A 17,140-nucleotide genomic window follows, 5' to 3' on the forward strand; every position below is an offset into this window, starting at 1 on the left:
AAGGGCACGGTCCAGACCCGGCTCAGAGCGGGGCGGCGCTGCCGCGGTCGACGAGCCGGGCGTCGAGGAGCCGCACGGCGGGGTCCTCCGCGTGCTCCGGGTGCTCGATCCGCTCGACCAGGCGCTCCACGACGCGGGCGCCCAGCTCGGACGGTCCCGTCTCGACGTAGGTGTAGGGCAGGGAGAAGTCCCGGGCGAACTCGCCCGAGTACAGGCTCACTACGGAGAGCTGCTCGGGGACCGCGACGCCGCGGCGGCCGAGGATCGAGGGGAGCATCGCGACGGCCCGGTCGCTGTGCACGACCAGGGCGGTGAGACCCGGGTTCTCGTCGAGGAACCGCGTGATCATCGGCTCCATCGCCTGCGCGGTCGCACCGGCGGGCTGCACGGCGAGGTCGAGGTCGAGGGCGGCGGCGGCCTGCACGGCGGCGTCGCGGAAGCGGACGCCGTAGGTGCCGCCGCGCTCGAAGACGTGGGCGGGCGGGGTGATCACGCCGATCCTGCGATGACCGAGGCCGGCGAGGTGCCCGACGAGGACCCGCGCGGCGTCGCCGAAGTCGAGGTCGACGACGTCGACGCCCGCGGCGTCCAGCGGTACCCCGATCGCAGCGCCCGGCTGCCTCGCCGCCCTCAGTGCCGGGAGACGGTCGTCCTCCGTCGAGACGCTCAGCAGGAGCAGCCCGTCGACCATCCCCGAGCTCGCCACTCGGGTCAGCGCGGTGGCGCCGTCGGGCTCGGTGACCATCAGGATGTCGTAGCCGAGCTCCCTCGCCCGCGTCGTGATCGGGAGGATGTACTCGAGCATCGCGGGGGCGAACTCGTCCGGGTCGAAGTGCACGAGCAGCCCGAGCGCCATGGTGCGGCGGGTGGCCAGCGCGCGGGCTCCGGCGTTGACCGTGAAGTCGAGCTCGCGGATGGCCCGCTCGATCCGCTGCTGCGTGTCGAGAGAGATGGAGCGCTTGCCGGACAGGGCGTACGACACGGTGCTGCGGGAGACGCCGGCCGCCTTCGCCACGTCGCCGATCGTGGCCATGTCCGCCTCCTCGCCCGCGCATCCCCGGGTGTTCTCGGAGTGGTCGCCCCACAGTAGCTCCGCGATCGGCCGCTCCTCGGAGCGCGACGCGCGGGTTTCCGCGCTCGATACGCTGAGCCCATGGTGACCATCCGGGACGTCGCGGCCGATGCGGGGGTCGCCCGCAGCACGGTGTCGTACGTGCTGTCCGGCAACAAGAAGCTTCCGGAGGCGACCCGGCTGCGCGTCCTCGAGAGCGTCGCGCGGCTCGGCTACCGGCCCGACCCGATGGCGCGGGCCCTCGCGCTGCGGCGGACGAACATCCTCGGCTTCTTCGCCTCCGTCGACCCCGAATCGCGGCAGACCGACGTCGACGTCTTCATGCGCTTCGTGCGCGCTGCCATGTACGCGGCGCGGGCGCGCGGCTTCGACCTGCTGATGATGGGCACCGGCGAGGGCGAGCTCGCGCGCGACGTGCTCGCGGACGCGCTCGTGGTGATGGACATCCGCCGCGACGACCCGCGTCTGCCGATCCTCGCGGGCATCGGGCTGCCGACGGCGCTCGTGGGCTATCCCGGCGACGGCAGCCCGTTCAGCGCGATCGACCTCGACTTCGACAGCGCGGCGCGGGTGGCGGTGGACCACCTCGCCGACCTCGGGCACGCCGAGATCGCGGTGCTCGGGATGGGCCACGACGCCTACGAGAGCGGCTACGCCTTCGCGCTGCGGTTCCGCGAGGGCTTCCTCGATCAGTGCCGGATCCGCGGGGTCCGCGGGGCGGTCATCCCGAGCACCGAGCACGTCGACGACTGGTTCGAGCAGGCCCAGGAGCTGCTGCCCGGCCTCAGCGCGGTGGTGACGCACGGTCCCGGCGTGCTCGAGCCGTTCCTGCAGCGGCTGTCCGAGCTCGGGCTCGCCGTCCCGGGCGACTGCTCGATCATCACGATCGCGCCGGAGGCCGTGATGCGGCACGCCGACCGCCCGGTGACCGTCATCGACCTGCCCGGTGACGAGATGGTCTCGCGCGCGGTCGACCTGGTGCTCGACGAGCTGGCCGGCACGGCCGCGCCGGGGGTCACGGAGCTCCTGCCCGCCGTTCTCGTCGACCTCGGGACGACGGCTCCCTTCGCCGCCGGGGGCGGCCGCAGCGTCGTCGCCTCCTGGCGCCTCGCCCGCGGCTGACCCTGCTCCCGGTCCTCTCGACCTCCCTCTCGCGCCGTCGGAGAACCGGTTCTCCGAAATCTATTGAACCGGTTCTCCAACTCGATTAGGCTCGCCACGATCTCAGGACGGACGCCCCCGGCGGGCGCCTCCGGAGGGCTTCCCGGCGCGAGCGCATCGCTCGACCCGACCGTATTCAGAGAGGAATACCGTGAAGAACAGCATCCGACGGGCCGCAGGCGCGGCCTCCCTCGTCCTCCTCGCCGGAGTCGCCCTCAGCGCCTGCAGCGCCGGGGGAGGGTCCGATTCCTCGTCGAAGTCGCTGACCCTGTGGGACAGCTTCACCCAGTACGACGCAGCCTCGCCGTACGGGCAGCTGCTCGCCGGCTGCGAGGCCTCGACCGGGATCACCCTGGAGCGCACGTCCGACCCGGACCTGACCACCAAGCTGCTGCAGTCGGCGGCGTCGAAGACCACGCCGAACCTGGTCGTCCTCGACAACCCCAACATCGCGAAGTTCGCCGACACCGGCCTCCTCGTCGACAACGAGACCTCGGGGCTCGACACCGCCGACGTCCTGCCCAACGTCCTCGCCGCCGGCCAGCTCGACGGCAAGACCTACGGCTCCTCGATCGGCTCGAACACCCTCGCGCTGTTCTACAACAAGGCGCTGTTCGAGGCCGCGGGCGTCACCCCGCCCACGACCTGGGCCGAGCTCACCTCCGCCGCCGCCGCGCTGACCTCGGGCGACGTGACCGGCATCGGCTTCTCGGCGGTCGGCACGGAGGAGGGCACCTTCCAGTTCCTGCCGTTCTTCTGGGGCTCCGGCGCCACCCTCGACGACATCTCCTCCGACGACGCGGTCTCTGCTCTCACGCTCTGGACCGACCTCGTGAAGAGCGGGTCGGCCTCGCAGTCCAACGTCAACGCGAACCAGCAGGACGTCCGCGACCAGTTCCTCGCCGGCAAGCTCGGCATGATGGTCAACGGCACCTGGCAGCTCTCGGCCCTCGACGAGGCCGGCATCGACTACGGCGTCGTGCCGATCCCCGCGGCGGACGGCGGAGCGGCACCCAGCCCCCTCGGCGGCGAGTTCGTCGAGGTCGTCACCAGTGACGCGAGCAAGCAGGCGCTCGCAGCGGAGTTCGCCCAGTGCGTCATCGCGCCCGACAGCCTGAAGGCGTGGGCGGCCGGCCAGTCGTACATCATGCCGTACGCCGACGCGGCCGCCGAGCAGGCGACCGAGAACCCGGAGCTCCAGCCGTGGGTCGAGGCGATCTCGGTCGCGCAGGGCCGCACGAGCGACCTCGGCGTCGCCTACCCCGACACCTCCAAGGCGATCTGGACCGCGATCCAGGAGGCGCTGACCGGCTCGAAGACGCCGCAGGCCGCGCTCGACGACGCAGCCGCGAGCCTGAAGAAGTAGCGCATGACCGACCCCGCCGTGCTCACGGCGCCGGTCGCGGGCGAGGCGGCCACCCGGCCGCCCGCCCGCCGTCGGCCCCGCTCCCACCTGAGGCTCGCCGCCGCCGCCTTCATGGCTCCCGTGGTGATCTTCCTCGCCGTCTTCTTCGTCTACCCGATCGTCCGCGGCGTCGTCCTGAGCTTCCAGGACTTCGGCCCCTCGGCCTTCGTCACGGGCGACGCGCCCTTCGTCGGATTCGGCAACTACGTCACCGTGGTCACGGATCCGATCTTCGGCAGCATCGCCTGGCACACGGTGGTCTTCACCGTCGTCTCGCTCGTCGGACAGTTCGCGATCGGCATGGCGCTGGCGCTGTTCTTCAGCCGCCGGTTCCCGCTCTCGGCCACCTTCCGCTCGCTGATCCTGCTGCCCTGGCTGCTGCCGCTGATCGTCTCGGCGACGGCCTGGCGCTGGATCTTCGACCAGCAGTTCGGCATCCTGAACGCCGCGATCGGCACGCAGGTGGGCTGGCTGACCGACCCGTCCGTCTCGCTCTGGGCGGTCATCATCGCCAACATCTGGCTGGGCATCCCGTTCAACATGGTGCTGCTGCACGGCGGACTGCAGGGCATCCCCGAGAGCCTCTACGAGGCGGCCGCGCTCGACGGCGCCACCCGCTGGCGCACCTTCTGGAGCATCACCTGGCCCCTGCTGCGCCCCGTCACCTCGGTCACGCTCCTGCTCGGCCTCGTCTACACGATCAAGGTCTTCGACGTGATCTGGATCCTCACCAAGGGCGGTCCGGCGAACAGCTCGCACACGCTCGCGACCTGGGCCTACGAGCAGTCCTTCACCGACCTGCAGTTCGGCGTCGGAGCCGCGGCCGGCCAGATCCTCGTGATCGTCGCCCTCGTCTTCGGCCTGATCTACATCCGCGCCCAGCGCAAGGAGGACCTCGGATGAACCAGATCACCACTCCGCTCCGCCGCGGCATCGACGTCGCCATCGCGATCGTGCTCTGCGGATTCCTGCTCTTCCCGCTCTACTGGATGGTCAACGTCTCGCTGACCAAGCCGCAGAACCTCATCCAGACGCCGCCGAGCCTGTTCCCCAGCGATCCCACTCTCGACGGCTACGTGCAGGCGTTCTCGACCCAGCTGCCGAACCTGGTCACGAGCCTCGTGATCTCGATCGGCTGCGTGATCCTCACCCTCGCGATCGCACTGCCCGCGGCGTTCGCCATGGCGAAGTTCCGGGTGCGCGGCACCGGTGCCGTGATGTTCGTCTTCCTGCTCGCGCAGATGATCCCGGGCATCGTGCTGGTCACGGCGCTCTTCGCGATCTACAACGCGCTCGGGCTGCTCAACACCTACCCGGGCCTGATCCTCGCCGACGCGACCGCCTCGGTCCCGTTCGCGGTGATCATCCTGCGCGCGTTCATGCTCGGCATTCCCGACGAGCTGATCGAGGCGGCCCGGATCGACGGGGCGAGCAACTGGCGCTCCTTCGTCTCGATCGTGATCCCGCTCAGCCGCAACTCGATCGTGACCGCCGGGCTGTTCTCCTTCCTGTTCGCGTGGGCCGACTTCCTCAATGCGAACTCGCTCACCTCGGGCAACAGCATCGTGCCGTTCACCCTCGGGCTCTACCGCTACATCGGATCCACCACCACCAACTGGAACGGGATCATGGCGACCGCTGTGATCGCCTCCATCCCCGCAGCCGTGCTGCTGATCGTCGCGCAGCGCTACGTCGCCGCCGGCGTCACGGCCGGCGCGGTCAAGGACTGAGCGCCGTGACGGCCTCGAGGAAGCAGGAGCAGATGGATACCGAGGCGTTCGAGCTCGACGACGTCCGCCTCGTCTGGCGGGGGGACGGCGAGACGATCGTCGTCGAGCCGTGGGGGAGGGACAGCGTGCGCGTCCGCGCGGTCCGTTCGGGCGAGGTGCTCGACACCGACTGGGCGCTCGTGAGCCCCGAGAGGATCGAGCCGGAGGTGACGATCGAGGGCGCGCGGGCGACGCTGCGCTCCGGCGGCCTCACTGTCGTCCTCGAGCAGCAGGAGGGCTACGGCTACCAGACCGGCTATCACGAGCTCTCCTGCTCCCTCTCCTTCTACGACCGCCGCGGCGATCTGCTGTTCTCCGAGCTCGGGAGCGGGGGAGCGCTCAAGCTGCGCGCCCGGGAGCAGCGGCCGCACCTCGGCGGCGACTTCCGGCTGACCGCGCTCTTCGAGACGGCGCCCGACGAGAAGCTGTACGGGATGGGGCAGTACCAGCAGGACATCCTCGATCTGAAGGGCTGCACGCTCGAGCTCGCGCACCGCAACTCGCAGTCCAGCGTGCCCTTCGTGCTGTCGAGCCGCGGCTACGGCTTCCTCTGGCACAACCCCGCGATCGGCCGCGCCACCTTCGCGGCCAACCGCACCGAGTGGTTCGCGGAGTCGTCGAAGCAGCTCGACTACTGGGTGACGGCGGGGGAGACCCCGGCCGACATCACCCGGGCCTACGCCGACGCGACCGGCCACGTGCCGATGATGCCCGAGCACGGGCTGGGCTTCTGGCAGTGCAAGCTGCGCTACTGGAACCAGGAGCAGCTCCTCGAGGTCGCCCGCGAGCACAAGCGGCGCGGTCTGCCGATGGACGTCATCGTCGCCGACTTCTTCCACTGGCCGCACATGGGCGACTTCCGCTTCGAGGAGGAGTTCTGGCCCGACCCGTCCGCGATGGTCGCCGAGCTCCGTGAGCTGGGCATCGAGCTGATGGTGTCCGTCTGGCCGCAGGTCTCGGTCGAGTCCGAGAACTACGTCGCGATGAAGAAGGGCAACCTGCTGGTCAAGGCCGAGCGGGGACTCGACCTGCACATGCAGTTCGAGGGCCCGAGCGCCTTCTACGACGCGACGAACCCGGCCGCCCGCCGCTTCGTCTGGGAGGCGTGCCGGCGCAACTACGCCGCGCACGGCATCCGGCTGTTCTGGCTCGACGAGGCCGAGCCCGAGTACGGCGTCTACGACTTCGACAACTACCGCTACGCGGCGGGCCCCACCGTGCAGGTCGGCAACCTCTACCCGCAGGCGTTCTCCCGCGGCTTCTTCGAGGGACAGCGCGAGAGCGGCGAGACCGAGATCGTCAATCTCGTGCGCACCGCCTGGGCGGGCAGCCAGCGCTACGGTGCGCTGGTGTGGTCGGGCGACATCCACTCGACCTTCGCGGATCTCCGGCACCAGATCACCGCGGGGATCCACATGGGCGTCGCGGGCATTCCGTGGTTCACGACCGACATCGGCGGCTTCGCCGGCGGCGACCCGACCGATCCGGCGTTCCGCGAGCTGCTGGTGCGCTGGTTCCAGTTCGGCGCCTTCAGCCCCGTGATGCGGCTGCACGGCGACCGCGCGCCGTCCGCACCGGTGCACGCCGCCGACGGATCCCGACGCGCGGCGACCGGCGCCGCGAACGAGATCTGGAGCTTCGGCGACGAGGTCACCCCTGTCCTCACCGGCCTCCTCGAGCTCCGCGAGCGGCTGCGGCCCTACACCCGGGAGGTGATGCGCGAGGCGCACGAGCTCGGCCAGCCGGTCATGCGCGCGCTGTTCCACGAGTTCCCCGGCGACCCGCTCGCCTGGGACATCGGCGACCAGTACCTCTTCGGATCGGATCTCCTCGTCGCTCCGGTCACGGCGGCCGGCGCGGTCTCCCGCAGGGTGTACCTCCCGGCCGGTGCCCGCTGGACCGAGATCAGCACCGGCGTCGAGCACGAGGGCGGGCAGTGGATCGTCGCCGAGGCGCCGCTCGCGGTCGTGCCGGTCTTCGCGCGCGACGGCCGGCAGGCCGGGCTCCTCCGGGGGGAGTGACGCGGGGCTGCTCGACACGCATGGTTCAGCGTTGCTGCGGCTGGATCACTCGAGACGTCGGGGGGCACGGATTCCGTCAACACTGACGTGAACCCGTCATCGCTGTGCTTCCGCCGCCCGCGATTTCTCTGGTGCGGTGGGAGGGCCTCACCCTGGTGTGCAGGTACGCCGTCGCCGACCGTGGCAGCGGTCGTACCTCGACACCACGGGAGACGCACTGATGGCGCACGACGACGATCGCCCGACGACCTCCGATGGTCGAAGCGCAGTGGAACGGCGGACGCTCGTCGCCGGAGGGGTCTGGGCGGTGCCCGTCGTCGCCCTGGCGGTGGCGGCTCCGGCCGCATCGGCGTCTCCTGCCCCCTGCCCGTCGGTCACCGATCCCGCCCAGTGGCGGCGCACCGACAACGGCTACGCCTACCAGGGGGCGTCCGGCATCGAGGAGAAGGACGGCTACGTCTACTTCCTCCAGCAGGCGGACGATGCAGCGTCCTATGAGGGGCTCAACCTGGAGGTCTGGTTCCGGGCCGCGCTGCCCGTCGTCGCGGGGACGACCTACACCTTCCTCTATCGGGCCGGCGGCGAGTACGGGCAGACCCGCGACCCGAGGACTCACGGTCCGCAGTACGCACGGCTCGAGATCGACGGTGCGGCCGTCTCGCCCGACTACAGCACCGACACGACCCAGTACGGCACCGTGCAGCTGACCACGGACTTCTCCTTCGTCGACTACTCCTCGCTCTGGGTGGCGAAGACCACGGGAATCGTCCAGCTCACCTGGCACTTCGTCGTCCCGGGGCGGAAAGGTCGGAGGACCGACGCGAACGACGACATCCGCATCACGCTGCCGCTCATCGCCTGCTCCCGGTAGGGGCGCCGAGTAGCCCGTGGGGCGGGCCTCTGCATGCTGATCGAGTAGCCCGTGCAGCGGGCGTATCGAGATCAACCGTGGCCTGGAGGGTGGGTCTCGATACGCCGCGTTCCGCGGCTACTCGGCCGGCATGAAGCGCGCGGCCTGCGGCTGGTCGGCCGGCAGGGGTGCGCGGACCGGGCGGGTATCGTGAGCGGCATCATGCCCGCTGACTCCGCCCTCGAGGCCTCCGGCTCGGGCAGACGCCTGCAGCGCCGGGTCGCCGAAGGGCTCGGGCGGGAGATCGCGTCGGGGGTCCGGCCGGCGGACTCGCAGATCGTGCCGGAGGAGATCGGCCGCCGGTACGACGTGTCGCGGACGGTGGTCCGCGAGGCCTTCCGGGCTCTCGAGGCGCGGGGGATGATTCGGGCCAGGCCACGCGCGGGGACGCAGGTCCAGCCGGAGAGCTCGTGGAACCTCCTCGATCCCGACGTGATCCAGTGGCGGGCGGCCGGGCCGGCGAGCGAGACGCAGCTGCAGGAGCTCCTCCTGCTGCGCGAGGCGGTCGAGCCGGCCGCGGCCCGGCTCTTCGCGGCGAGCGGCCGGACCGCCCGGCAGCAGGAGCTGTCGGCCGCGGCGGCGGAGCTGGCCCTCGCGGCCGAGGCGCGATCGCTGCCCCGATTCACGAGCGCCGATCAGAGCTTCCACCGGATCCTGGTCGAGGGGTCGGGCAACGCGGTGCTCGCCCAGCTGCTCGGCACCATCGCCGCGGCGCTGGACAGCAGGTACGGCAGCGGCGTTCCGACCTTCACCGCCGCGACCGATCGTGCGGTCGACCAGCATCGGCGGCTCGCGGCGGCGATCGCCGACGGGGACGCCGATCTCGCGGAGAGCGCGGCGCGCACGCTCGTCCGCGACACCGCCGAGGAGATCCGGGCGACGTCGACCGGCCGAGGGACGGCCTGAGCCGAGGCTGGCAGGGGTGCCCTCAGGCGCCAGACTCGATCACTCCGCGGTTGCGAGGCCCTCGTACGCGCGACTGGGGATCTGCGTGGCGAGCTTGCCGCCGCTGACGTCGACGAGCGTGCCGGTGATGTAGCTCGCGGCGTCGCTGGAGAGGAAGCAGAGCAGGTCGGCGATGTCGTCGGGCGTGCCCCAGCGGCGCAGGGTCAGCGTGTCGAGGAGCCGTGCCTTCGCGGCCTCCGGCATGTCCGCGAAGCCGTTCATCGCGGTGGGGATCATCCCCGGCGCGTAGGCGTTGACGGTGATGCCCCACGGCCCGAGCTCGCCGGCGAGGACCCGGGTGAACTGCACGACCGCCGCCTTCGAGGCTCCGTAGGCGGCGGCGCCGATGCTCGGGACGATCGCCGCGAACGAGGCGGCGTTGATGATGCGACCGCCGCCGCGCGCCTTCATCACCGGGACGACGGCCTGCGAGACGAGGAAGGTGCCGCGGACGTTCACGTCGAACGCGGCGTCCCAGCGCGACGGATCGAGGGTCTCGACGGTGCCCTCGACGTTGATGCCGGCGTTGTTGACCAGGACGTCGACGTGGCCGAACCGCTCGACCACCGCGTCGATCGCCGCCCGCACGGACGCCGGATCCGTGACGTCGCAGACCAGCTGCTGCGCGTCGCCCGAGGGGGAGGGGAAGGCCAGATCGAGGGCGGCGACCCGCGCGCCCTCCGCCAGGAAGCGGTCGACGATCGCGCGGCCGATGCCGCGCCCGCCGCCGGTCACCACGACGACCAGACCGGTGAGATCGATGAGCACGGCAGCCTCCTATTAGTATGATTAATCGATCGTCACCGTAGCATCGAAGGGACGCCCCATGGACACCGAAGTCGCTCGCAGAGTCGCCTGGATCACGGGAGCCGGCTCCGGGATCGGGGCCGCGTCGGCCGAGCGCCTGGCGGCGTCGGGCTGGACGGTGGCGCTCAGCGGGAGGTCCCGCGAGCGCCTCGACGCCGTCGCCGAGCGGATCGGCAGTGCCGGCGGGGACGCCCTCGTCGTCCCCCTCGACGTGAGCGACCGGGAGGCGGTACCCGCTGCCCGGGACGCGGTGCTGGCGGCGACCGGCCGGATCGACGCGCTGGTCCTCGCGGCCGGGCTCAACTCCCCGCGGCGGACCTGGGGGGACCAGCGGCTGAGCGAGCTCGAGGAGATCGTGCGCACCAACCTGCTGGGGCCGGTGGGCGTCATCGACGCGGCGCTGCCCGAGCTGAGGGCGCACGCCGGAGCGGTGGTGCTCGTCTCCTCCTACTCGGCCTGGGCGTTCGCCCCGATCGCGGGGGTCGGCTACAGCGCGAGCAAGAAGGCGCTGGCCGAGATCGCCCGCACTCTGAACGCGCAGGAGGCCGCCTCCGGGATCCGCGCCTGCCACCTCTGCCCCGGCGACGTCGCGACGGACTTCCTCCGCCACCGGCCGCAGGTGCCCGACGACGTCGCGCGCGCGGCGATGCTCTCGCCGGACGACGTCGCCCGCGCGGTCGAGTTCGTCCTCGAGTCCCCGGCCCACGTCCGCATCGACGAGCTCGTGCTCTCGCCGGTGTCGCAGCGCTGACGGGCTCCGTGCCTTCGTCGGCGACCGCTCGACGGTCGCGTTCGTGCCGGGCTGTGCCCGCGCGTCCGCGGACGGCCGACCCTGCTACTTCGGAGTCGGCTGCGTCTTCGGCTGGGCGGGAGACGCAGCCGACTTCCCGACGGAAGCACTGCTGCGGGTGACGTACCGGCCAGTGGTCGGGCTGATCCGCGCGCCGCTCACTCGGAAGCCGCCGTTGCCGAGGCTCTGGAACGAGTTGCTGCTGCTGTTCGTCATCGCTGTCTCCTTGTCCTTCGTCGATCGTAGTTGCGCGAGGCGGCTCACACGAGGGAGTCGCTCAGCCGTTCGCTCCACGCGTTCGCGCTGTCGAGCACCTGGTCGAACCACATCGCCTTCGACGTGGAGAACGCCTCCGCGGTGCCGGGAAGGCCGACGCTCAGCACCGCGGTCGCGATGTCCGGCAGACCCGCGAAGGACACCCTGATCGGAAGGGCGAGCACCGTGCCCCAGCGATTCGTTCCGGCCGGGTCGAGATTCTGGAACACGATGCTCTCCGCACCGAGGGTCCGGCCGGCGACCCAGGCGCTGTCGTGTCCGCTCGGCACGAGGCGGATGTCGGACGTTGCTCGATAGGTCCGGTCCTGGGAGGCGTACCGTCCGACGCTGCCCGCTCCGTCCGCGAGCCACAGGCTGACGCCGAGCTGCTCGACGTCGAAGGCGTCGCGCAGCGTCCGCGCGTCGTCGTCCAGTGCGTCGGAGTACTCCGGCTGGCGGACGTCGAAGCCGTCGACGTGGAGATCCCAGAGCGCGGTCGCCCGCTGCTGCGGCGAGCGGTACCGAGGTCGATGCAGATGACGGAGCTCGCGGATGATCTGCGCGGCATCGGTGAAGTCCTCGAGAAGGATCGGCTGCAGTCCGGCAGCTCTCCACTGCCCGGCGAGGGCGCTCTTGATCTCGTCGAATCGCTCTCTCGAGACGCCGAAGGCCTGGCGCGCGAGAAGCACCAGCGCCGCGTTGCCGTCAGGCGAGTCGGCAAGAGCGACGTGGAGCCAGCGCCGGACGTCCGGATCTCGGTAGGACGTTCCGGCGATGACGATGGCGCCGTCCTGCGCTGCCTTCTTGAGCAAGCGCTGCTGCCAGCAGTCCTGGTCGCCGAGCAGCTCGTTGTAGTCGGACAGGGTGAGGACGACGCCCTCGCTCCGCGAAGGGGAGGCGATTCCGTGCAGGTGGTGCACGACGTACGCGGTCGAGGACACCTCGTCGTCGACGCGGCCCTCCGCGGTCCCTTCGATGTCGACGGCGTCCTCGAGGAGGATGTCGAAGTTCAACGTCGCCACCGTGGTCTCGTCGGTTCCCCCAGCGAGGGCGTGGCCGGCGGCTGCGAGATGCAGTGATGAGGGCGACAGATCCTGCAGCCCTTGGTAGAGCGCGGCCCTGACGCGCTGGTCCCACCGGTTCAGAGTGCTCTTCGCGGCTTCAGCGACGAGGAGTGGATCCTGCCGCTGCACGAGCTCCTGCGCGGCGGTCTCCGAGCGGACGGCTCCACTCTTCAGGAGGAGCCGAACGGCGAGTTCGTCCCACCCGGGCAGCCCCGATGACGTCGATGCACCGGCGCCGAGCAGCAGGGTGACATGTCGATCGATGCCGGAGTCTCGGAACGGAGCCAGGACATCCGCGTTCAGGTCGGGGGCGCTCACCAGCGCATGATGCCACGCGGGTCAGCTGCGCTCGGCGGCCAGGCGCGACACGTTCTGATCGGTCGGGGTGGGTGGGTCTCGATACGCCCCTGCGGGGCTGCTCGACGTGCAGGAAGAGGCCTGCCCGACCGGAAGCATGCTGGTCGAGTAGCCGCGGGACGCGGCGTATCGAGACCCGGCGTCAGCCGGAGGACTCGCGGGGGACGAGGCGCACGGGCATCGAGCGGACGCCGGGCGTCGCGCGGCCGTGGATGGCGTGGGAGAGCTCCTCGGCGGCGGCGCGGCCGAGGGCCTCGAGCTGCATGTCGATGCTGGTGAGCGGCGGGCGGGCGGCCTCGACGAGGAGGTCCCAGTTGTCGAAGCCGACGACGGCGACGTCGCGCGGCACGGGGTGGCCGCTCTCGCGCAGGTGGTCGAGGGCGCCGCGGGCGATCTGGTCGCTCGCGCAGATGACGGCGTCGAGGTCCGGGTGCGCGGCGAGCAGCGACTCGGCGCACTGGCGGCCCCAGCTCTCCGACCACTGGCCGTAGAGCACGTCGCCGCCGACCAGCGGGAGCCCCGCCTCCGTCAGCGCGCGCTGGACGCCGCGGGCGCGGTCGTGCGCGGCGGTGTAGCTGGGCTCGCCGTTGATCAGCGCGATGCGGGTGCGCCCGCGCTCGATCAGGTGGCGGGCGGCGAGCACGCCTGCGAGCGTGTTGTCGGGGGTGAACGAGGAGTCGCGCTCGTCCTCGGAGGGCGCATAGGCGTAGACGACCGGGACGGGGATCGTCGCCGTGATCGACGGGCGCGGGTTGGTCGTCCGGCCGAGCACGACGATGCCGTCGACGCGCTTGGCCAGCAGGTTCTTGATGTGGTGCTGCTCGCGGATCGAGTCGCCGCGGGCGTCGCAGAGGAACACCGAGGTGGAGCCGGCGCCGAACGCGTCCTCGGCGCCCAGCAGCACGGGCAGCACGAAGCGGTTGTCGAGGTCGTTGGTGAGCATCCCGATGGTGCCGGTGCGGCGCGAGTTGAGGGCCTGCGCGAACGGGTTCGGGGTGAAGGAGAGCGCGGCGGCGGCGTCGAGCACCTTCTGGCGGGTCTCGGCGCGGACCTGGTCGCGGCCGTTCAGCGCCTTCGACGCGGTGGCGATCGAGACGCCGGCCTCGCGGGCGACGTCGGTCAGCGTGATGGTGCCCGTGGGCTTGCGCGGCGCGATGACGTCCTCCTTCCACGGGACGCCGGTGCGCCCTGGACGATCCTCGCACAGGATCCCGCGAACCGAAAACACCGAAAACGCGACAACTCTTGACTCGACCTTCCCGCCGTGTCTACTTTGAACCCGCAGAAAGTAGTTTCGGTCCGGCGGTCGCCGAGACCGGCCAGCACCACCCGTCAACGACGAAGGGAACATCCGCGATGAAGAGGAAGCACACTCGGGGCCTCGCCGCCGCCGTCCTGCTCGGGACCGCAGCCGCAGCGCTGACCGGCTGCGCGGGAGGCTCGGGAGGCGACTCCTCCGCCGCCGGCGGCACCTACACCTTCTGGGACCCGTACCCCCAGTTCGACGAGTCGTCCGACTGGGCGAAGCTCATCGACTCCTGCGGTACCGAGGCCGGCGTCACCGTCGAGCGCACCGGCTACGACACCACCGACCTGACCAACAAGGCGCTCCTCGCCGGGCAGCAGGGCAGCTCGCCCGACATCCTGCTCGTCGACAACCCGGTCGTCTCCACGCTCGCCGAGTCGGGGATCCTGACCACCACGGCCGAGAACGGCCTCGAGACCGGCGACATCGACGCCAACATCCTGGCCGCGGGCGAGGTCGGCGGCGACACCTTCGGCGTCCCGATCGGCGCGAACACACTGGCGCTGTACTACAACAAGACCGTGCTGGCCACGGCCGGCGTCGACGTCTCCTCGATCACCGACTGGGCGAGTCTCACCGCGGCGCTCGAGAAGGTCACCGCCTCGGGCGGCAAGGGCATCACGTTCTCGGGCATCGGCACCGAGGAGGGCACCTTCCAGTTCCTGCCCTGGTTCTGGGGCTCCGGCGCCGAGCTGACCGAGCTCGACTCGGACGCCGCCGTGGACGCGGTCTCGCTCTGGACCGACTGGCTGGAGAAGGGCTACGCGCCCAACTCCGTGATCGGCAACACCCAGACCACCAGCTGGCAGGAGTTCGAGACCGGCGAGTACGCCTTCGGCGAGAACGGCACCTGGCAGCTCGCGAACGCCAAGGCCTCCGGCATTGACTACGGCATCCTCACCATCCCCGCGAAGGACGGCGGCTCGGCCCCCGCGCCGACCGGCGGCGAGTTCCTCACCCTGCCCGTGCAGAAGGACGAGGCGCGCTACGAGACGTCGACCGCGATCGCCGAGTGCCTCACCTCGACGGACAACCTGGTGACGACGGACGACACGCTGTCGTACATCGCCCCGACGGCCGCGGCGCAGGAGGCGCAGGTCGCCGGGAACGCCGACCTCGAGCCCTGGGTCGAGGCCGTCCAGGCCGCGAAGGGCCGCACCTCGGACGACCTCGGGACGAAGTACCCGAAGATCTCCGAGCAGCTCTGGTCCGCGGTGCAGACCGCGCTGAGCGGCTCGCAGTCGCCGGCCGACGCGCTGAAGGCCGCGCAGTCGGCGGCCGAGTCCGCGACGCAGTGATGAGCGGTGTGGAGCCCCTTGCTGATCGAGTAGGCCGCGCAGCGGGCGGCTCGAGATCTGCCGGCGTCGGAGGGGCGGTCGGCAGGCCCGAGGTTCGTGCGGTGGTGGGTCTCGATACGCCCCTGCGGGGCTACTCGACCAGCATGCACGGGGCGCTGCGGGGCTACTCGACCAGCATGCAGGGGGCATCATGACGACGGCCACGGAGACGGGGCGGCTGCTGCGCCGCGAGGCGGAGCCCGGGGTCGCGGCCGTCGCGGCTCCGGCGCCGAGGCGGCGACGTCGGCCGGGCGGGCAGCTCGCGGCGTGGGCGTTCCTCGCCCCGCTCGTCGTCTACCTGCTCGTGTTCTACGCCTTCCCGCTCTACCGCAACCTCGAGCTGAGTCTGAAGGACTACACGGTCCGCTCCTTCGTCCAGGGCAACGCCCCGTTCGTCTGGTTCGACAACTACGTGCAGGTCTTCCGCGACCCGACCTTCGGCCCCGCGCTGCTGCACACCGCGGTGTTCACCGGAGTCTCTCTGGTCTTCCAGTTCACACTGGGGCTCGCGCTCGCGGTCTTCTTCTACCGGCGCTTCCCGCTCGCGAGCACCCTCCGGGCGCTGTTCCTGGTGCCGTGGCTGCTGCCGCTGATCGTCTCGGCCTCGACCTGGTCGTGGATGCTGAACAGCGACTCCGGGATCGTCAACGCGTTCCTCGAGTCGTTCGGGATCGGGCAGATCAACTGGCTGACCTCGCCGTCGACCTCGCTGATCGCGGTGCTGATCGCGAACATCTGGATCGGCATCCCGTTCAACCTGGTCATCCTCTACTCCGGGCTGCAGAACATCTCGCAGGACCTCTACGAGGCGGCCTCGCTCGACGGCGCGACCGGCGCCCAGCAGTTCTGGCGGATCACGCTGCCGCTGCTGCGCCCGGTGTCGGCGATCACGATCCTGCTCGGCCTGGTCTACACGCTGAAGGTGTTCGACATCATCTGGATCATGACCAAGGGCGGTCCGGCCGACTCGTCGACGACCCTGGCGACCTGGACCTACCAGCTCGGCTTCGGCTCGATGCTGCCCGACTTCGGCCCCGCGGCGGCGGTCGGCAACCTGCTGATCATCCTCGCGCTGGTCTTCGGCCTGATCTACATCCGCGTCCAGCGGAAGCAGGCCGACGCATGAGCGCCCGGCGCCCCTGGTGGCTGACCCTCGTGGGCGTGCTGCTCACCGCGGTCATGCTGTTCCCGGTCTACTGGATGATCAACGTCTCGCTGACGCAGACCGGATCGATGCGGAAGGATCCGCCGGACTGGTTCCCGTTCGCGCCCACCTTCTCCGGCTACCAGGCCGTGCTGAGCGAGCAGCTGCCCTACCTCGGCACCAGCCTGATCGTGGGTCTCGGCACGGTGCTGCTGACCGTGGCGATCGCCGCTCCGGCCGCGTACTCGCTCGCGAAGCTGCGGCCGCGCGGCGGGCAGGGGCTCTCGTTCGTCCTCCTGATCGCGCAGATGATCCCGGCGATCATCATGGCGATGGGCTTCTACGCCATCTACCTCAACCTGGGTCTCTTGAACTCGATCCCGGGGCTGATCGTGGCCGACTCGACCATCGCGGTGCCGTTCGGCGTGCTGATCTTCACCGCGTTCATGTCCGGCATCCCCGACGAGCTGACCCAGGCCGCGCGGATGGACGGCGCGAGCGCCTGGCGCACCTTCACCTCGGTGATCATGCCGATCAGCCGCAACTCCGTCGTCACGGTGTCGCTCTTCGCGTTCCTCTGGGCCTGGTCGGACTTCATCTTCGCGTCGACCCTCGACAGCGGCGGGAAGCTCCAGCCGATCACGCTCGGCATCTACAAGTACATCGGCAACAACAACCAGGAGTGGAACTCGATCATGGCGACCGCCGTGGTCGCCTCGCTCCCGGCCGCCCTCCTCCTCGTCGTCGCCCAGCGGTACGTCTCGGCGGGTGTCACCGCCGGTGCCGTCAAGGACTGA

Annotated in this window: 16 protein-coding genes; 11 read left to right on the forward strand and 5 right to left on the reverse strand. The window is 70.7% G+C overall.

The annotated features are described in order from the left end of the window. Nucleotides 1–22 precede the first annotated feature (22 nt). A complete protein-coding gene (locus tag EDF36_RS00565) occupies nucleotides 23–1,033 on the reverse strand; it encodes a LacI family DNA-binding transcriptional regulator (protein WP_123731458.1) in 1,011 nt (336 codons plus the stop codon). 120 nt (nucleotides 1,034–1,153) lie between these two features. On the opposite strand from EDF36_RS00565, the gene EDF36_RS00570 reads away from it, so the two are divergent. The 7 genes from EDF36_RS00570 (at nucleotide 1,154) to EDF36_RS00600 (ending at nucleotide 9,244) form a co-directional block, all read left to right on the forward strand. Further along, entirely contained in the window at nucleotides 1,154–2,194 is a 1,041-nt protein-coding gene (locus EDF36_RS00570; RefSeq protein ID WP_123731459.1) for a LacI family DNA-binding transcriptional regulator, read from the forward strand. A 190-nt stretch (nucleotides 2,195–2,384) separates the two neighbouring features. Next, a complete protein-coding gene (locus EDF36_RS00575; RefSeq protein ID WP_123731460.1) occupies nucleotides 2,385–3,599 on the forward strand; it encodes an extracellular solute-binding protein in 1,215 nt (404 codons plus the stop codon). Between the two features lie 3 nt (nucleotides 3,600–3,602). Next, complete coding sequence (locus EDF36_RS00580) at nucleotides 3,603–4,541, forward strand: carbohydrate ABC transporter permease (protein WP_123706143.1); 939 nt, start codon at nucleotides 3,603–3,605, stop codon at nucleotides 4,539–4,541. Further along, the gene (locus EDF36_RS00585; protein ID WP_123731461.1) at nucleotides 4,538–5,368 is read left to right on the forward strand and encodes a carbohydrate ABC transporter permease; all 831 of its coding nucleotides are present in this window, start codon (nucleotides 4,538–4,540) and stop codon (nucleotides 5,366–5,368) included. Before EDF36_RS00580 ends, EDF36_RS00585 begins: the two co-directional genes overlap by 4 nt. A 32-nt stretch (nucleotides 5,369–5,400) precedes the next feature. Continuing rightward, nucleotides 5,401–7,428: a TIM-barrel domain-containing protein gene (locus EDF36_RS00590; RefSeq protein ID WP_123731909.1), complete on the forward strand. Its 2,028-nt coding sequence runs from the start codon at nucleotides 5,401–5,403 to the stop codon at nucleotides 7,426–7,428. A 268-nt stretch (nucleotides 7,429–7,696) separates the two neighbouring features. Further along, nucleotides 7,697–8,299 (forward strand): hypothetical protein, encoded by a 603-nt coding sequence (locus EDF36_RS00595; RefSeq protein WP_123731462.1) that lies wholly within the window; start codon nucleotides 7,697–7,699, stop codon nucleotides 8,297–8,299. A gap of 201 nt (nucleotides 8,300–8,500) precedes the next feature. Then, nucleotides 8,501–9,244 (forward strand): FadR/GntR family transcriptional regulator, encoded by a 744-nt coding sequence (locus EDF36_RS00600; protein WP_148059933.1) that lies wholly within the window; start codon nucleotides 8,501–8,503, stop codon nucleotides 9,242–9,244. 39 nt (nucleotides 9,245–9,283) lie between these two features. Here EDF36_RS00600 and EDF36_RS00605 read toward each other — a convergent pair whose 3' ends face one another. Continuing rightward, nucleotides 9,284–10,051 carry an SDR family NAD(P)-dependent oxidoreductase gene (locus EDF36_RS00605; protein WP_123731464.1) on the reverse strand — a complete coding sequence of 256 codons (768 nt, stop codon included), beginning with the start codon at nucleotides 10,049–10,051 and terminating at the stop codon, nucleotides 9,284–9,286. 58 nt (nucleotides 10,052–10,109) lie between these two features. Here EDF36_RS00605 and EDF36_RS00610 point away from each other — a divergent pair, with 58 nt between their 5' ends. Next, on the forward strand, nucleotides 10,110–10,841 hold the full coding sequence (locus tag EDF36_RS00610; protein ID WP_123731465.1) for an SDR family oxidoreductase: 732 nt from the start codon (nucleotides 10,110–10,112) through the stop codon (nucleotides 10,839–10,841). An 84-nt stretch (nucleotides 10,842–10,925) separates the two neighbouring features. Here EDF36_RS00610 and EDF36_RS21065 read toward each other — a convergent pair whose 3' ends face one another. The 3 genes from EDF36_RS21065 to EDF36_RS00620 form a co-directional block, all read right to left on the reverse strand. Continuing rightward, nucleotides 10,926–11,096 carry a hypothetical protein gene (locus tag EDF36_RS21065; protein ID WP_159423922.1) on the reverse strand — a complete coding sequence of 57 codons (171 nt, stop codon included), beginning with the start codon at nucleotides 11,094–11,096 and terminating at the stop codon, nucleotides 10,926–10,928. A gap of 44 nt (nucleotides 11,097–11,140) precedes the next feature. After that, entirely contained in the window at nucleotides 11,141–12,157 is a 1,017-nt protein-coding gene (locus EDF36_RS00615; RefSeq protein WP_185020317.1) for an SIR2 family protein, read from the reverse strand. 541 nt (nucleotides 12,158–12,698) lie between these two features. Continuing rightward, on the reverse strand, nucleotides 12,699–13,784 hold the full coding sequence (locus EDF36_RS00620) for a LacI family DNA-binding transcriptional regulator (protein WP_311316370.1): 1,086 nt from the start codon (nucleotides 13,782–13,784) through the stop codon (nucleotides 12,699–12,701). Between the two features lie 128 nt (nucleotides 13,785–13,912). Between EDF36_RS00620 and EDF36_RS00625 the strand changes: the two genes are divergently transcribed. The 3 genes from EDF36_RS00625 (at nucleotide 13,913) to EDF36_RS00635 (ending at nucleotide 17,140) form a co-directional block, all read left to right on the forward strand. After that, on the forward strand, nucleotides 13,913–15,160 hold the full coding sequence (locus tag EDF36_RS00625; RefSeq protein WP_123731468.1) for an extracellular solute-binding protein: 1,248 nt from the start codon (nucleotides 13,913–13,915) through the stop codon (nucleotides 15,158–15,160). Between the two features lie 190 nt (nucleotides 15,161–15,350). Next, nucleotides 15,351–16,325 carry a carbohydrate ABC transporter permease gene (locus tag EDF36_RS00630; RefSeq protein ID WP_123731469.1) on the forward strand — a complete coding sequence of 325 codons (975 nt, stop codon included), beginning with the start codon at nucleotides 15,351–15,353 and terminating at the stop codon, nucleotides 16,323–16,325. Further along, on the forward strand, nucleotides 16,322–17,140 hold the full coding sequence (locus tag EDF36_RS00635) for a carbohydrate ABC transporter permease (protein WP_123447302.1): 819 nt from the start codon (nucleotides 16,322–16,324) through the stop codon (nucleotides 17,138–17,140). Before EDF36_RS00630 ends, EDF36_RS00635 begins: the two co-directional genes overlap by 4 nt.

The organism is Rathayibacter sp. PhB152 (assembly GCF_003751395.1).
In the GTDB taxonomy this organism is placed as follows: Bacteria; Actinomycetota; Actinomycetes; order Actinomycetales; family Microbacteriaceae; genus Rathayibacter; species Rathayibacter festucae.

Bases quoted from the DNA above. Each gene is read 5' to 3' on its own strand.
- EDF36_RS00565 (WP_123731458.1), bottom strand. From the start codon at position 1,033: ATGGCCACGATCGGCGACGTGGCGAAGGCGGCCGGCGTCTCCCGCAGC.
- EDF36_RS00570 (WP_123731459.1), top strand. From the start codon at position 1,154: ATGGTGACCATCCGGGACGTCGCGGCCGATGCGGGGGTCGCCCGCAGC.
- EDF36_RS00580 (WP_123706143.1), top strand. From the start codon at position 3,603: ATGACCGACCCCGCCGTGCTCACGGCGCCGGTCGCGGGCGAGGCGGCC.
- EDF36_RS00585 (WP_123731461.1), top strand. From the start codon at position 4,538: ATGAACCAGATCACCACTCCGCTCCGCCGCGGCATCGACGTCGCCATC.
- EDF36_RS00590 (WP_123731909.1), top strand. From the start codon at position 5,401: ATGGATACCGAGGCGTTCGAGCTCGACGACGTCCGCCTCGTCTGGCGG.
- EDF36_RS00600 (WP_148059933.1), top strand. From the start codon at position 8,501: ATGCCCGCTGACTCCGCCCTCGAGGCCTCCGGCTCGGGCAGACGCCTG.
- EDF36_RS00610 (WP_123731465.1), top strand. From the start codon at position 10,110: ATGGACACCGAAGTCGCTCGCAGAGTCGCCTGGATCACGGGAGCCGGC.
- EDF36_RS21065 (WP_159423922.1), bottom strand. From the start codon at position 11,096: ATGACGAACAGCAGCAGCAACTCGTTCCAGAGCCTCGGCAACGGCGGC.
- EDF36_RS00625 (WP_123731468.1), top strand. From the start codon at position 13,913: ATGAAGAGGAAGCACACTCGGGGCCTCGCCGCCGCCGTCCTGCTCGGG.
- EDF36_RS00630 (WP_123731469.1), top strand. From the start codon at position 15,351: ATGACGACGGCCACGGAGACGGGGCGGCTGCTGCGCCGCGAGGCGGAG.
- EDF36_RS00635 (WP_123447302.1), top strand. From the start codon at position 16,322: ATGAGCGCCCGGCGCCCCTGGTGGCTGACCCTCGTGGGCGTGCTGCTC.